Genomic DNA, 14,692 nt, shown 5'->3' with positions numbered 1-14,692 from the left:
ATGATGAGGCCCGTCAGCTCTGGCTCACGGAGGTGAGCGAACGGTAGAAAGACGGCGTCAATCCGGCCTCCGCACGGGCGACGTCGTTGAACGGCGCCTTGAGGGGACCCCGGAAATTGGCGCGTACGAGCGCCTTGAACGTCTCCGACGGATCCTTTCGTTCACGCGCGCAGAGGAACCGAAACCATTTGGCACCGACCGCAACATGGCCCTTCTCGTCGTTGTAGATGATGTCGAGAATGTCCGCGCTTTCGATATCGCCGGTTTCCCGCATCTTGGCCTGCAATGCAGGGGTGACGTCGAGCCCGCGGGCCTCGAGAATCAGTGGCACCACGGCGAGGCGCGCCGAGAGGCTGTTGCGCGTGTCCTGCGCGGCCTGCCACAGTCCGTCATGGGCAGGGAGATCGCCATAATCGGCACCGAGGCTGCGCAAGCGCTCCCTTATGAGCTTGAAATGCTTGGCCTCTTCGAAGGCCACCTGCATCCATCCGTCGAAGAAGGAGTTCGGAACCGGCTCGCTCGCGAATCGGGCGACGATATCAAGCGCAAGATCGACGGCGTTCAGTTCGATATGGGCCAGCGCGTGGAGCAGGGCGATCCGCCCCTTCGGCGTATGGAGAGAGCGCTTCTTCATGTGCTTGGGCGGAATGAGCTCGGGCCGTGCCGGCCGTCCTGGTCTGTCGGGGATAGGCGGATCGAGCGGCGAGCGGAGCGAAAGCGTGCGGTTAAACCAGCGCCGCGCCGTTTCCTGGGCAAGGGAGGTCTTGATGTCGAGATCAGCCGAGGCAATGGCGCGCGTGGCTCCTGACCTCAAGCTATCAACTTGGATGGTTTGTTCTTTAATTTCCATGGTATGGGCTATTTTGCTAAAGCGATTTTGCCGCTGTCAGGACGGCTTCGGCATGCCCTGCAACCTTTACCTTTTCCCAGATCTGCACGATCTTGCCTTCCCTGTCGAGCAGAATGGTCGTCCGTTCCACGCCCATATAGGCCCGGCCGTACATCTTCTTCTCTTTCCACACGCCGTAGAGTTCCAGGACCTCATGGGTTTCGTCCGAGAGGAGGGTGACCGTCAAATCGTGCTTCTTGACGAACCTGTCATGCTTGCGCACCGGATCAGGAGAGATGCCGACCACCGCACATCCCGCCGCCTCGAATTCCGGAAGCAGGGCCGAAAATGCGATCGATTCGGCCGTGCAGGCCTGCGTGTCGTCCTTCGGGTAGAAGAAGAGAACCACGGATCTGTCGCGCACGGAGGACAGTGAAAGCACACCGCCGCCGTCACGCGGGAGAGTAAAATCGGGCGCATGCTGGCCCGGCAGCAATTCTGCCATGAGATTTCCTTTCTTTGGTCGGGATTTTGGGGCATCGGGTGGCGTTCACCGATATATAGTGGAAAGTTGTATCGTCCAGCGACTTATGGGCGACATGGTCCTATTCGGGCTGATAGGGCTTTTACGGGCTGGCAGGGGCAACGGTTCTCGAGACATGGGTGAAATCCGCGGCGAGAAGGTGGTTTTCAAGAAGACAGACATCGTCTGCCTTCACGAACTGCCGTCGGCACAGGCGGAGGATCCGATGGTCCTCAAATCCACCAGCGGTCCCTCCAAAACCGGCCTTGCCTGCAAGGTTATCGCCTGGGTGACGGCATCCGCCGTTGTTCTCGTGGGGCTGATTGCCGCCGCCGTCGAAAGCGGCATCGCCGATGGCCCGCTCAACGCTCAGGCAGTCGCCGCACTCAACCGGGCGCTCGGTCCCGACTATCGCGCCGATGTCGAACACACCGTGCTGCGTCTTTCCGGCTGGGGTGGTCTGGCGCTGAAGGCCGAGGATGTGTCTCTTGCGGAAGCAGGTTCCGGGCAGAAGATCGTCACGACCAAGGCTATCTCGCTCGTCATGGATCCGCTCTCGCTGCTTTCGGGACGCGTTTCGGTCTCGAAACTCGATATCGACGGCGCGATGCTCGATCCGTCTCTGCTGCCGCAAGGCGGCGCGTTCGACGCGAGCGCTCTGCGAATCAGTGATGTCCCTGATTACGCGGAGACTGCCTTTACGGCGCTCGACGACATAAGCCGCCTCATCGTGAACAACGGCCTCGAGAAGGTGCGCGTCTCCGACATGGGCGTTTCGCTCAAGGGGTCCGGAGACACGCCGGTGGCGCTGTCCATCCAGAAGCTCGAATTCGTGCGTGCCGAGCAGAGCCAGATGCAGATCCGCGGTGATTTCGCGATCGACGATCGCGCAGGCAGCGTAGACCTGACGGCGACCGGCGAAGGCGGCGTGGTCAAGAACGTGGCCGGTACCCTCAAGGGCGTGGGGCTGAGCCCGTTCCTCTTGAAGAAGAACGAAGGGTTGCCGCACTCCGGCATCAATGCGGCGGCGGATCTCCGTATCGACGCGACTCGCGGGACCACAACGGCGAGCCCTGTTCTCACCGTCGGATTGTCCACCAGCGAAGGAGAGATCTATGCCGATGGCATCTCGGCCGATCTCCTCGCATCGAATGTCGCCGCCTCCTACAATTTCGACAAGGGAACCATTGAAATCTCGCCCTCGAACATCCGGATCGGGGCATCGTCCTTCCCATTCACGGGCGGTCTGATCGACCTCGACCGCTTGCCCAACCAGACGCAGAAGGGATTCGCGATCGATCTTCTCGTCCGGGACGGCACGATGGCGCCATCGGACACCGGCGAAGTGCCGACACGCTTCGATGCCAAGGCACGCGGACAGTTCCTGCCGGCGAGCCGCGAGCTGACATTCCCGGAAATGGCGATTACGAGCGAGCGGGGATCGCTGGCCGGCTCGCTTTCGGTCCTGTTCGGCCAGCCGGCCCCCGAGATCAGCTTCGTGGCTCTCGCCAACCAGCTGGAATCGGCCGCGGTAAAGCAGTTCTGGCCCTTCTGGATGGCAAAGAACGCCCGACGCTGGGTCATCGGCAATATTTTCGGCGGAACTGTCACCAACGGCCGCATAGAGGCGTTCATTTCAGGCGATCGGAAGATTGTACCCGGCAAGAAACTCGAATTGCGCGGCGACGACCTCAAGATCTCCTTCGACATCGCCGGCGCGCGCATGAACGTGGCGGGAGACATTCCACCCTTGCGGGACACGTCCGGGCGTTTCGAACTCACCGGCGAGCGCGCGGTCATTACCATCAACGGCGGCGCCGCCTATTTCCAGTCCGGGCGTTCGGTGACGCTGACCGGCGGTACGTTCATCCTGCCGGACACCTATGCCAAACCGCTGATGGCGGACATGGACATCAACGTTGCAGGAAACGCCGATGCCATCGCCGAGCTGGTGACCTACAGGCCGATCGGCGCGCTTCAGCGTACCGGTTTCATGGTCGACGACTTCACGGGCTCCGTGAGTGCCAATGTGAAGGCGCGTTTCGGCCTCGTGAAGAACCAGAATCCGCCGGCGCCCGTATGGACCGCCGACATGGCGCTCACGGACGTCACGGTCAAGAAGCCGATCGCCAACCGCAACGTTTCGGATCTCACCGGTTCGCTCGTCGTCACACCCAGCCGGGCTGACCTCGACGCGAAGGCCGATATCGACGGCGTGCCAATGCAGGTCGTGCTGGTGGAGCCGGTGGACAAGTCAACGGGAACGAAGCGCGAGGTCAAGATAACGGGTACGCTCGACAATGCGGCCCGCCGCAAGCTCCTTCCCGGTTTCGACGATCTGCTGGAGGGGCCGGTCGGCATCGAGGTGACCTCCGCAGACGAGGGCGGGTATCGGGTCGTTGCCGATCTCGATCGGACGGCGGTCTCGATTCCGTGGATCGGCTGGACGAAGGGCGCCGGTATTGGCGCGACGGCAAAGTTCGTCGTCAGGTCGGAGAACAACAGTACCAGCGTCAGCGATTTTACCTTTGGCGGCGAGGGTTTCGCCGTGGAGGGGGCTCTTGCCTTCGACAACTCGACGTTTACATCGGCAAAGTTCTCGCGGGTCAGCCTGTCGCCGCAGGACCGCTACCGGATATCGGTAGAGCGCAAGGGGGGCAGCTACGCCATCAATGTCGACGGCGAGTTCGCCGACGTCCGGCCGCTTCTGGCAAAACTCAAGAGCGGGAGTTCCGGCCAGGGCGACGGCGGCGAGTCAAGCGGCAACAAGGGAGCGACCGTCCGCGCCAAGCTCGGTTCGATGGGAGGGTTCAACGGGGAGACGCTGACGAATGTAAGCCTGACCTATGCGTTTTCCGGTCAGAAGATTACGGCGCTGGACCTGGCGGCCGTTACCGCTGGCGGCTCGCCGGTCGTTGCCAAACTTGGTGCCGGTGACCGCTCGAACGTCGTCGAATTCACCAGCGGGGACGCGGGTGCGATCGCCCGTTTCGCCGACATCTATCGGCATATGCAGGGCGGGTTGCTGAATGTGCGCATGCGGGCCGGCAAGAACGAAAGCTGGCGCGGCAGCGTTGATATCCGGAAGTTCTCTCTGGTCGGCGAGGACCGGCTGAAATCGATCGTCTCCACCCCGACGGGTGAAAACGGCCGCAGCCTGAACGATGCGGTGCGCCGTGACATAGACGTCAGCACCGTGCGTTTCGACCGCGGCTTTGCCAGGGTCGAAATGGGCGGCGGAGCGCTCAGCGTCGAGAATGGTGTCGTGCGCGGTGAAATGGTCGGGGCGACGTTCCAGGGCATGGTGCGCGACGCCAGCGGACGCATGGAGATGACGGGTACGTTCATGCCGGCCTATGGGCTGAACCGCCTGTTTGCGGAACTGCCGCTGATCGGCGTCATCCTCGGCAACGGTCGCGACCGCGGGCTGATCGGCATAACGTTCAAGCTCAGCGGAAACTTCGACAAGCCTCAGCTGACGATAAATCCGCTGTCGATCATCGCGCCAGGCGTGTTCCGGAACATCTTCGAATTTCAGTAAGAAACGCTCGGCCCTGCAGAGAGGGCGCGGGACGCGCCGGTCGCGCGTCCCCGTATTCTGGTTTGCCAGAAGTCCGTCAGAGCGGACGGACGAGGATGTGCTTCTTCTTTCCCAGCGAGAGCTTGATCACCCCGTCCGGGGTCACTTCGCCGCTGCCGATCAACTTGCGCTCGTCATTGACGGCGGCATCGTTGATCCGGACCGCACCGCCCTGGACGTGACGGCGGGCCTCGCCGTTCGAGGCGGCAAGTCCGGCACGGACGATGAGCGTCAGCAGTCCTATACCGGAGTCAAGCTCGCCAGCCGGCACTTCGATCGTCGGAAGGTTTTCGGCGAGGGCGCCCTCCTCGAAGGTCTTGCGCGCCGTTTCAGCTGCCTGCTCGGCCGCGCTGCGTCCATGGAGCATTGCCGTGATCTCGGTCGCGAGGATTTTCTTCACCTCGTTGATTTCCGAGCCTCCCAGCGCCGAAAGACGGGTGATCTCGTCGAGCGGCAAGGTCGTGTAGAGCTTCAGGAAGCGCGACACGTCGGCATCCTCCGTGTTGCGCCAGTACTGCCAGAAGTCATAGGCCGAGAGCATTTCCGGGTTGAGCCAGACGGCGCCGTTGACCGACTTGCCCATCTTGGCGCCGGATGCGGTGGTCAGGAGCGGCGATGTCAGCGCGTAGAGCTGCGGCGTACCCATGCGGTGGCCGAGGTCGATACCGTTGATGATGTTCCCCCACTGGTCGGAGCCACCCATCTGCAGGCGGGTGTCGTAGCGCTTGTTGAGCTCCACGAAGTCGTAGGCCTGCAGGATCATGTAGTTGAATTCGAGGAACGACAAAGACTGCTCGCGATCGAGGCGCATCTTCACGCTATCGAAGGAGAGCATGCGGTTCACTGAGAAGTGGCGCCCGACGTCCCGCAGGAATTCGAGATAGTTGATGCCGAGCAACCAGTCGGCATTGTTGATCATCAGCGCATCCTTGGGGCCTTCGCCATAGGTCAGGTAGTTGGAGAAGACCTTCTTGATGGAGGCGATGTTGGAGGCGATCGTTTCCGGCGTCATGAGCTGGCGTGCCTCGTCCTTGAAGGATGGGTCGCCGACCATTCCCGTGCCGCCACCCATGAGCGAGATTGCGCGATGGCCGGTCGCCTGAAGCCAATGCAGCATCATGATCTGGATCAGGCCGCCTGCGTGCAGGCTCGGCGCCGTCGGGTCGAAGCCGATATAGGCGGTCACGGTTTCCTTGGCGAGGAGTTCGTCGAGGCCGGTTTCATCGGAGATCTGGTGGATGAAGCCGCGCTCCTTGAGCGTGCGAAGAAAATCTGACTTGAATTCGGACATGACCTGTTTCTCTTGCGGGCAAGTTTTCTGAGCGAGTGGCCGGGCGTTTATCACTGTTTTTGCGCATAATCACTTCAAAAGTGATTCTGGAATTTTTCGCGATGAGACAGGTAAGAACCGCAGTCGGGCTTATGAGCGGTACCAGCATGGACGGTATCGACGTTGCGTTGCTGCGGACCGATGGAGAGAACATCGTGGAGCGCGGTCCTGCCCTTGGGGTGGCCTATGACCACGCGTTCCGGCGCCGGCTTCAATCCGCGCTGGTTACCGCCAAGTCGATCATCCGGCGCGAGGAGCGCCCTGGCGATCTTGCGGACGTCGAACGCGAACTCACGTTGCGTCATGCGGATGCTGTCAGACAATTTCTGAACAAGAACAACATTATGCCTGATGATATTGATGTCGTCGGTTTTCATGGGCAAACGGTCCTGCATCGGCCCGACCAGGCCCTCACGGTCCAACTCGGCGATGGACCGTTGCTGGCACGCGAGCTCGGGATCGAGGTGGTCTATGACATGCGCGCCAACGACATGGTTCACGGCGGGCAGGGCGCTCCGCTCATCCCCGTCTACCACGCGGCACTGGCGCGCAACCTTTCCACCAGAAGCGTCTTCCCCGTTGTCCTCGTGAACATCGGCGGGATTTCCAACCTGACCTTCATCGGCACGGGCGGCGAGATCATCGCGTTCGATAGCGGGCCGGGGAACACGCTGATCGATCAATGGGTGGAGACGCATGCAGGCATACCATTTGACCAGGGCGGGATGATCGCCAGCGAGGGGCGGGTGGTTTCCAGCCTTGTCGAGCGCTACCTCGCCAATCCGTTCTTCCATGCGCAGAACCGCCGCTCCCTTGACCGCAACGATTTCCTGCCGCCGTCCGGGGCGGAGGCGTCGCTCGAGGATGGCGCACGGACGCTCGCCCATCTCACGGCCGCGGCGATCCTGAAATCGGCCGGGCACCTTCCGCAGAAGCCGAGCATGTATGTCATCTGCGGGGGCGGGCGGCTCAACGGCGTCATCATGAAGGACCTCACGGAACTCGCTGCCAATGAAGGGAGCAGTGTCATGACAGCCGAGGTGGCCGGTCTTGACGGCGACAGCATGGAGGCGGAGGCCTGGGCCTATCTCGCGGTGCGCTGCCTGCGCGGTCTGCCATTGACCTATCCGGGCACCACCGGCGTACGAGAGCCGGTGAGCGGGGGAATCGCTGTTCGCCCTCCGTCCGGCAACTAAGAGCACCTTTCCACTCAGACAAAGAACCGAACGAAGGCGATGTCGTCCGCTTCGTATCCGGCCCTGCTCATCCCTATTTCGCGCCCCGTGGGAGGATCCAGCGGTTAAGTCTTTGTTTGGTCGGTTTTGCTAGTCTATATGCGGATCCCGTGGGAAGGGTGCTCAGCAAAACACGGCGGAGGCAACGCCGATTTGGACGGTAACGATGAGCGGAGCGATTTCTCTGCTGGCGGTTAACTTCTGTGTCGCCCTGATTTTTTCTGGCCTGTTCTTCTTGCTGGCGGCGAGGAGCCCGTCGCGTCGGGCAGCCTTGTGCTTCGGGGCAGGGTTCGCCGTGGCCTCCCTTGCGGCAGTCGGAGAAGCGATGCTTCTCGTCAGCGACTTCAAGAGACTATTCGCCATCGGCGCCTTTGCGGCAATGCTTGGTGGACTTTGCCTGCTCGCGCTTGGTGTCGGTGCGTTCTACCGGTCGCGCGTCAATCCGTGGCTGCTTGCGGGAATTTTCGGCGCGGGCGTCGTTACCGATATGCTCATCTTCGACCTGCCTCGCGGGACGCCCGGCCATTCGATACCCTATCAACTGCCGTTCCTGCTCGTGCAGGCGCTTGCCTGCAACATTGTCTACCAGAGCCGCCGGCGCGGGCTTTCCGACCGCACCCTGTTGACGTTGCTGTTGTTGACGGTCGGCTACTATGCCCTCAAGGCGTTCGCTGCCGGCGCGGTCGGCGCGGGGGTAGGAGCGGCGGACTATCTGTTCAGTCAGTTCGCGCTCGTATCCCAGGGGCTCGGTGCCGTCCTGATCGTTTCGGTCGGCCTTGGTCTCGTGGCGGTCCTCGTTCGCGAACTGATCGATGACGCGGTGGCGAGTTCCGACATCGATCCCTTGTCCGGTCTCCTCAACCGGAGAGGTTTCGCCCGGCTCGTCGCGCCCCAGCTCCAGCGGTCCGGAACCTTTCCCGGAGTTCTCGTTCTTGCCGACATAGACTATTTCAAGCGCATCAACGACAAGTTCGGGCACCATGCCGGGGACGAGGTGATCCACACCTTCGCGCAGGTATTGCGATCCCATGCGCCGAGCGAGGCGTCGGTTGCGCGCATAGGAGGCGAGGAATTCGCCGTCTACCTCCCAGTTGCCGATTGCGAGTGCGCGCGCATGTTTGCGATGAGCGTCCGCGCAACGATGGCGGAGCGCGAGTTCGGCGCGGGTCGCGCGAAATTCCGGATAACAGCGAGTTTCGGGATTGCCGTGGCGAAGCGTGGCGGCACGCTTGAAGGCACCATGAGGGAGGCAGACACCGCGCTTTACGCGGCCAAGGCCGCCGGTCGCGACCAGGTCATGATTGCCGATGTGGCGCCGACGGTCGTCAGAGGTGACTGGAATCGCGCGGCGGCCGGGTAACGGCCGCCGCGCGGAAAAACCTTGAAGCGTTCAGCGGATGCGCTTCGCTGCCGGCTCGGGCGTGAGTTCCCCGGCAAGCCGGCGATCGAGATAATCCTCGCACTCGGCGATCAGCGTCTCGACCTGGCCGTTGAAGAAGTGGTTGGCACCCGGCACGGTCCTGTGGGTGATCAGGATACCCTTCTGTGCCTTCAGCTTTTCGACGAGGCCGTTGACATCCTTTTCCGGCGCGACCTTGTCGGCGTCGCCGTTGATGATCAGGCCGGACGAAGGGCAGGGCGCGAGGAACGAGAAGTCGTAGATGTTCGGCTGCGGTGCCACCGAAATGAAACCTTCGATCTCCGGCCGACGCATCAGAAGCTGCATGCCGATCCATGCACCGAAGGAGTATCCGGCAACCCAGCAGCTCTTGGAGTCCGGATGAAGGCTCTGGACCCAGTCGAGCGCGGACGCCGCATCCGAAAGCTCTCCCGCTCCATGGTCGAACTCGCCCTGGCTCCGGCCGATGCCACGGAAATTGAAGCGAAGCGTAGTGAAGCCGCGCTTCTGGAACATGTAGAACAGCTGATAGACGATCTGATTGTTCATCGTCCCACCAAACTGCGGATGCGGGTGCAGGATGATGGCGATGGGGGCATTCTTCTGCTTGGACGGCTGATACCGCCCTTCGAGGCGACCTGCGGGTCCGTTGAAGATCACTTCAGGCATTCTTACTCCGGCAAGTTTTCGGGCCGCAAACCGATTCATTCGCTCTGGATGTCTTGACGAAACCAGTCAGCTTTCTTAGAACCTAGTTTAGAACCGTTCGAAACTGAATGTGCGCTGTCTGCGCTGCGAGTTTCGTGTCATAAGGCAAGCCCGGCGGAAATTTCAAGAAAAATGCACGCCGCCCTGACGGAAGCATGATCGGACGTATGGATCCCATGTCGAGAAAGGCTCGGACATACCTGGATTGGAACGCGACGGCACCGATTTTGCCGGTGGCGCGCGAAGCCATACTTGCCGCTCTCGATCTAGTCGGAAACCCGTCGTCGGTTCACGGCGAAGGCCGTGCGGCTCGGACGATCATCGAGGCCGCGCGCAGGGATGTTGCGGCCCTTGTCCAGGCGGAGCCGGCGAACGTCGTCTTCACCAGTGGCGCGACCGAGGCGGCGAACCTGGTGCTGACCCCCGATTTCCGCATGGGCCGGACGCCTTTGAAGATGTCGCTGCTCTACGTGTCGGCGATCGAGCATCCGGCTGTGCGCGAGGGCGGCCGATTTGCGAAGGGCGATGTTTCCGAGATTCCGGTCACATCGGATGGAGTGCTTGACGTCGCGGCCCTCTCGCGTGCACTCGAAGTCCACGACCGGGAAACCGGACTGCCGCTGGTGGCGGTGATGCTGGCGAACAACGAAACCGGTATCGTGCAGCCCGTGCGGGACGTGGCGGAACTGGTTCACCGTCACGGTGGCCTGCTGCTGGTCGACGCCGTTCAGGCCGCCGGCCGCATGAAGCTGTCGATTGCCGAACTCGGTGCCGACTTCCTGATCCTGTCCGCACACAAGCTCGGCGGACCGAAGGGTGCCGGTGCCCTGGTATCGCGCGGGGAGGTGCTGATGCCCGCGCCCCTGATCCGAGGTGGCGGCCAAGAGAAAGGCCATCGCTCGGGGACGGAAAACCTACCTGCGATCGCCGGTTTCGGAGCGGCGGCAAAATTCGCTTGCGCCGACATCGAAATGCGAAGCGAGCGCCTGGAGACGTTGCGCGCCCGCATGGAGGAGCGCATGGTTGAGCTGGCGCCCGGAATGACGATCCATGGCCGGGCACAGGAGCGACTGGCGAACACCTGCTTCTTCAGCCTCCCGGGTCTCAAATCCGAGACCGGGCAGATCGCGTTCGATCTGGAAGGTGTCGCGATCTCCGCGGGATCGGCCTGCTCCTCGGGTAAGGTCGGCGAAAGCCATGTACTGACGGCAATGGGGTTCGATGCGGGCCTCGGCGGCCTTCGCGTTTCGCTTGGCACGGACACCGCTGAAGCGGATATCGACCATTTCCTCTCTGCCTTCGAACGCGTGGTTTCGAGGCGGCGGCAGGGCGTCGCGGCGGCCTGATCGGAAAATTGCGGAAACACAAGTTTTCGCTTGCCAAGAGGTGTGAAAATGCGCCTTTGGCGCCTACATAACCGGCGGAGCAACCCGCCATTACGTTGACAAGCTGTCGGACCTTGGATCCGGCGAGATTGGAGAACGACATGCCTGCGGTGCAGGAAACGATCGATCAGGTCCGTCAGATTGACGTGGACCAGTACAAGTACGGCTTCGAAACCACCATCGAGATGGACAAGGCGCCCAAAGGCCTTTCCGAAGATATCATCCGCTTCATCTCCGCCAAGAAGAACGAACCGGAATGGATGCTTGAGTGGCGTCTGGAAGCCTATCGCCGTTGGCTGACCCTCGAGGAGCCGACCTGGGCACGCGTGGAGTATCCGAAGATCGACTTCAACGATCTCTACTACTACGCGGCTCCGAAGAACCAGACCGGCCCCAAGTCGATCGACGAGGTCGACCCGGAGCTGTTGCGTACCTATGAGAAGCTCGGGATTCCGCTGCGCGAGCAAGAGATCCTTGCGGGCGTGCAGACGTCCAAGATCGCTGTCGACGCGGTCTTCGACAGCGTCTCGGTTGTCACGACCTTCAAGGAAGAACTGAAGAAGGTCGGCGTGATCTTCATGTCGATTTCAGAGGCGATCCGCGAATATCCCGATCTCGTTAAGAAGTATCTCGGCACCGTGGTGCCGACGACCGACAACTTCTATGCGACGCTCAACTCCGCGGTCTTTACCGACGGTTCCTTCGTCTTCGTGCCGAAGGGTGTTCGCTGCCCGATGGAGCTGTCGACCTATTTCCGCATCAACGAGAAGAACACCGGCCAGTTCGAGCGCACGCTCATCATCGCCGAGGAAGGCGCCTACGTCTCCTACCTCGAAGGCTGCACCGCGCCGCAGCGCGACGAGAATCAGCTTCACGCTGCCGTGGTCGAGCTCGTGGCCCTCGATGATGCCGAGATCAAGTATTCCACCGTCCAGAACTGGTATCCGGGCGACAAGGAAGGCAAGGGCGGCATCTACAACTTCGTTACCAAGCGTGGCGATTGCCGCGGCAAGAACTCGAAGATCTCATGGACGCAGGTCGAGACGGGCTCGGCCATCACCTGGAAGTATCCCTCCTGCATCCTGCGTGGTGACAATTCGCGCGGCGAATTCTACTCGATCGCCGTCTCGAACGGCCATCAGCAGATCGACAGCGGCACGAAGATGATCCACCTCGGCAAGAACACTTCGAGCCGCATCATCTCCAAGGGCATCGCCGCGGGCTTTTCGCAGAATACCTACCGTGGCCAGGTCTCGACGCACCGCAGGGCGGAGAATGCACGCAACTTCACCCAGTGCGATTCGCTGCTGATCGGTGACAAGTGCGGGGCGCACACGGTGCCTTACATCGAGGCGAGGAACGCGACCGCGCAGTTCGAGCACGAGGCGACCACTTCGAAAATTTCGGAAGACCAGCTGTTCTACTGCCTGCAGCGCGGCATTCCAGAGGAAGCGGCGATCGCGCTGATCGTCAACGGCTTCGTCAAGGAAGTGATCCAGGAACTGCCGATGGAATTCGCCGTGGAGGCGCAGAAGCTGATCGGCATCTCGCTGGAAGGCTCGGTCGGCTGAACCCGTTTTGAAACACCGCAGCGCGGCCATGTTCCGCGCGCCATGTCCCATTCGATCCTGTTGAGGATGAAATTATCATGCTTGAAATCAAGAACCTGCACGCACGTATCGCCGAAGACGGCACCGAAATCATCCGCGGCCTGAACCTGACCGTGAAGGCAGGCGAGGTCGCCGCCATCATGGGCCCGAACGGCTCCGGCAAGTCGACGCTTTCCTACATCCTGTCCGGACGCGAGGACTACGAAGTCACCGACGGCGACATCCTCTACAACGGCGAGAGCATTCTCGAGCTCGACCCGTCCGAGCGTGCCGCCAAGGGCATCTTCCTTGCCTTCCAGTACCCGGTCGAGATCCCGGGCGTTGCCACCATGCAGTTTCTCAAGGTCGCGATGAACGAGCAGCGCAAGGCGCGCGGCGAGGACGAACTGACGACGCCGGACTTCATGCGCCGCGTCAAGGAAGCTGCCGCCGAGCTCAAGATCGAACCAGAAATGCTGCGCCGCCCGCTCAACGTCGGCTTCTCCGGCGGCGAAAAGAAGCGTGCGGAAATCCTGCAGATGTCACTGCTCGAGCCCAAGCTCTGCATTCTCGATGAAACCGATTCTGGCCTGGACATCGATGCGCTGAAGATCGTTGCCGACGGAGTGAACGCGTTGCGTTCGCCGGATCGTGCGATCATCGTCATCACACACTACCAGCGGCTGCTCGACTACATCGTGCCGGACACGGTTCATGTCCTCTACAAGGGGCAGGTCATCAAGTCCGGCGACAAGACGCTCGCCCATGACCTCGAAGCCAACGGCTATGCCGATATCATCGACGCGGCCGCCTGAGGCATCGAGAAGGAGACGCCTCCATGAATATGCAAGCAGGGATCAAACTGACGGCCGCCGAGGCGGCGCTGGTTGAAGCCTACAACGAGAAGATCGGCGACCTTCCCGGCGACGGTGCAGTCATTGCCGCGCGGGACGTGCTGCTGAGCGATCTGAAGTCCACCGGGTTGCCGACGCGCCGTAACGAGGCCTGGCACTACACGGATCTGAAAACGCTTATGCGGACGGTTCCGGAAACGAACCCGACCACCGGTGCCGTGCGGATGCCGGCGCTCGTCGATGGATCCGCGGTTCTTGCGGTTGTCAACGGGACGTCCGATCCGAAGGTCTCCTATCCGGGCTTTGACGTCCGCCCCTTCAAGGATGCGCTCGGCGACGGATCTGCGGCTCCGTTGCTCCTGGCGCATGGTGCTGACGACGCGATCGGGCGGATCAACGGCGCCTTCGTGCATGATGGCTATACGGTGGTCTTCCCGGCGGGCACGGAGCGTGACACGCCGGTCGAAATCCAGGCCGTGCAGGATTCAGGCCAGACCCACACGCGTTTTCCCGTCCACTTCGGCGCGGGCAGCAAGCTGACGGTGATCGAGCGGCACCTCGCCGCGGGCGAGTCGGCAGGGCTGGTCACGTCCGTCAGCGACATCAAGCTGGAGGATGGCGCGGAGATCACGTGGATCATCGTGCAGCAGCAGAGCAGCGCCGATACGCATCTTGGCCAGTTCAAGGTGGAACTCGGAGCCAACACCAAGCTCCGGCTTTTCATCGTCAACGCCGGCGGCAAGCTGGTGCGCCAGGAAGCGCATGTGGTCGTCTCGGGCGAAGGGTCCGACCTGACGCTTCGTGGCATCAATCTTCTCGGCGGCGAGTCCCATACGGATGTCACCTTCACGGTGGGCCACGACGTTCCTCACACGACGTCGACCGAAATCATCCGCAATGTGGTCTTCGATCGTGCCAAGGGCGTGTTCCAGGGCCAGATCCGTGTGGCGCCCGACGCGCAGAAGACTGACGCAAAGATGTCGTGCAACACGTTGCTTCTGTCGGACGAGGCGGAATTCTCGTCCAAGCCGGAACTGGAAATCTTCGCCGACGACGTTCAGTGCGGTCATGGTGCCACGGTGATCGATATCGATCACACGCAGCTCTTCTACCTCCAGGCCCGCGGAATTCCGGAAAACATCGCAAGGGCCATGCTGGTCAATGCGTTCGTTGCGGAAATCGTCGAGGAACTGGAAGACGAGCCGCTCGTCGAAGTGCTGGAAGCGCTGATTTCGGCCTGGCTGGAAAGGCATGCCTGAG

Annotated in this window: 11 protein-coding genes; 7 read left to right on the top strand and 4 right to left on the bottom strand. The window is 61.7% G+C overall.

Features of this window, described 5'->3' with window-relative positions; translation table 11 throughout:
• Positions 1–13: 13 nt before the first annotated feature.
• The gene (locus F3Y30_RS14625; RefSeq protein WP_203423393.1) at positions 14–850 is read right to left on the bottom strand and encodes a ferritin-like domain-containing protein; all 837 of its coding nucleotides are present in this window, start codon (positions 848–850) and stop codon (positions 14–16) included.
• Between the two features lie 16 nt (positions 851–866).
• Positions 867–1,334 carry a peroxiredoxin gene (locus tag F3Y30_RS14620; RefSeq protein ID WP_203423392.1) on the bottom strand — a complete coding sequence of 156 codons (468 nt, stop codon included), beginning with the start codon at positions 1,332–1,334 and terminating at the stop codon, positions 867–869.
• A 154-nt stretch (positions 1,335–1,488) separates the two neighbouring features.
• On the opposite strand from F3Y30_RS14620, the gene F3Y30_RS14615 reads away from it, so the two are divergent.
• Positions 1,489–4,893 carry a DUF3971 domain-containing protein gene (locus F3Y30_RS14615; protein ID WP_203423391.1) on the top strand — a complete coding sequence of 1,135 codons (3,405 nt, stop codon included), beginning with the start codon at positions 1,489–1,491 and terminating at the stop codon, positions 4,891–4,893.
• A gap of 76 nt (positions 4,894–4,969) precedes the next feature.
• Here the strand turns inward: F3Y30_RS14615 and tyrS are convergent, their stop codons facing one another.
• On the bottom strand, positions 4,970–6,223 hold the full coding sequence (gene tyrS / locus F3Y30_RS14610) for a tyrosine--tRNA ligase (RefSeq protein WP_203423390.1): 1,254 nt from the start codon (positions 6,221–6,223) through the stop codon (positions 4,970–4,972).
• A gap of 101 nt (positions 6,224–6,324) precedes the next feature.
• Between tyrS and F3Y30_RS14605 the strand changes: the two genes are divergently transcribed.
• Together F3Y30_RS14605 and F3Y30_RS14600 are read left to right on the top strand one after the other, a co-directional pair.
• Positions 6,325–7,458 (top strand): anhydro-N-acetylmuramic acid kinase, encoded by a 1,134-nt coding sequence (locus tag F3Y30_RS14605; protein ID WP_203423389.1) that lies wholly within the window; start codon positions 6,325–6,327, stop codon positions 7,456–7,458.
• A gap of 364 nt (positions 7,459–7,822) precedes the next feature.
• Entirely contained in the window at positions 7,823–8,857 is a 1,035-nt protein-coding gene (locus F3Y30_RS14600) for a GGDEF domain-containing protein (RefSeq protein ID WP_246752751.1), read from the top strand.
• A 30-nt stretch (positions 8,858–8,887) separates the two neighbouring features.
• Here the strand turns inward: F3Y30_RS14600 and F3Y30_RS14595 are convergent, their stop codons facing one another.
• A complete protein-coding gene (locus tag F3Y30_RS14595; protein ID WP_203423387.1) occupies positions 8,888–9,565 on the bottom strand; it encodes an alpha/beta hydrolase in 678 nt (225 codons plus the stop codon).
• Positions 9,566–9,780: 215 nt separating this feature from the next.
• Here F3Y30_RS14595 and F3Y30_RS14590 point away from each other — a divergent pair, with 215 nt between their 5' ends.
• From F3Y30_RS14590 to sufD, 4 genes are all read left to right on the top strand, one after another.
• Positions 9,781–10,950, top strand: coding sequence for a cysteine desulfurase family protein (locus F3Y30_RS14590; RefSeq protein WP_203423386.1), 1,170 nt, complete (start codon positions 9,781–9,783; stop codon positions 10,948–10,950).
• Between the two features lie 140 nt (positions 10,951–11,090).
• Entirely contained in the window at positions 11,091–12,560 is a 1,470-nt protein-coding gene (sufB, locus tag F3Y30_RS14585) for a Fe-S cluster assembly protein SufB (protein ID WP_203423385.1), read from the top strand.
• A 77-nt stretch (positions 12,561–12,637) separates the two neighbouring features.
• Entirely contained in the window at positions 12,638–13,393 is a 756-nt protein-coding gene (gene sufC, locus F3Y30_RS14580) for a Fe-S cluster assembly ATPase SufC (protein WP_203423384.1), read from the top strand.
• A gap of 23 nt (positions 13,394–13,416) precedes the next feature.
• Positions 13,417–14,691 (top strand): Fe-S cluster assembly protein SufD, encoded by a 1,275-nt coding sequence (sufD, locus tag F3Y30_RS14575; protein WP_203423383.1) that lies wholly within the window; start codon positions 13,417–13,419, stop codon positions 14,689–14,691.
• Position 14,692: the final 1 nt, after the last annotated feature.

Origin of the sequence: Sinorhizobium sp. BG8, assembly GCF_016864555.1 — a bacterium.
Classification (GTDB): domain Bacteria; phylum Pseudomonadota; class Alphaproteobacteria; order Rhizobiales; family Rhizobiaceae; genus BG8.
Note: the sequence above shows the minus strand (reverse complement) of the source record. Positions and strands in the feature narration are given on the sequence as shown.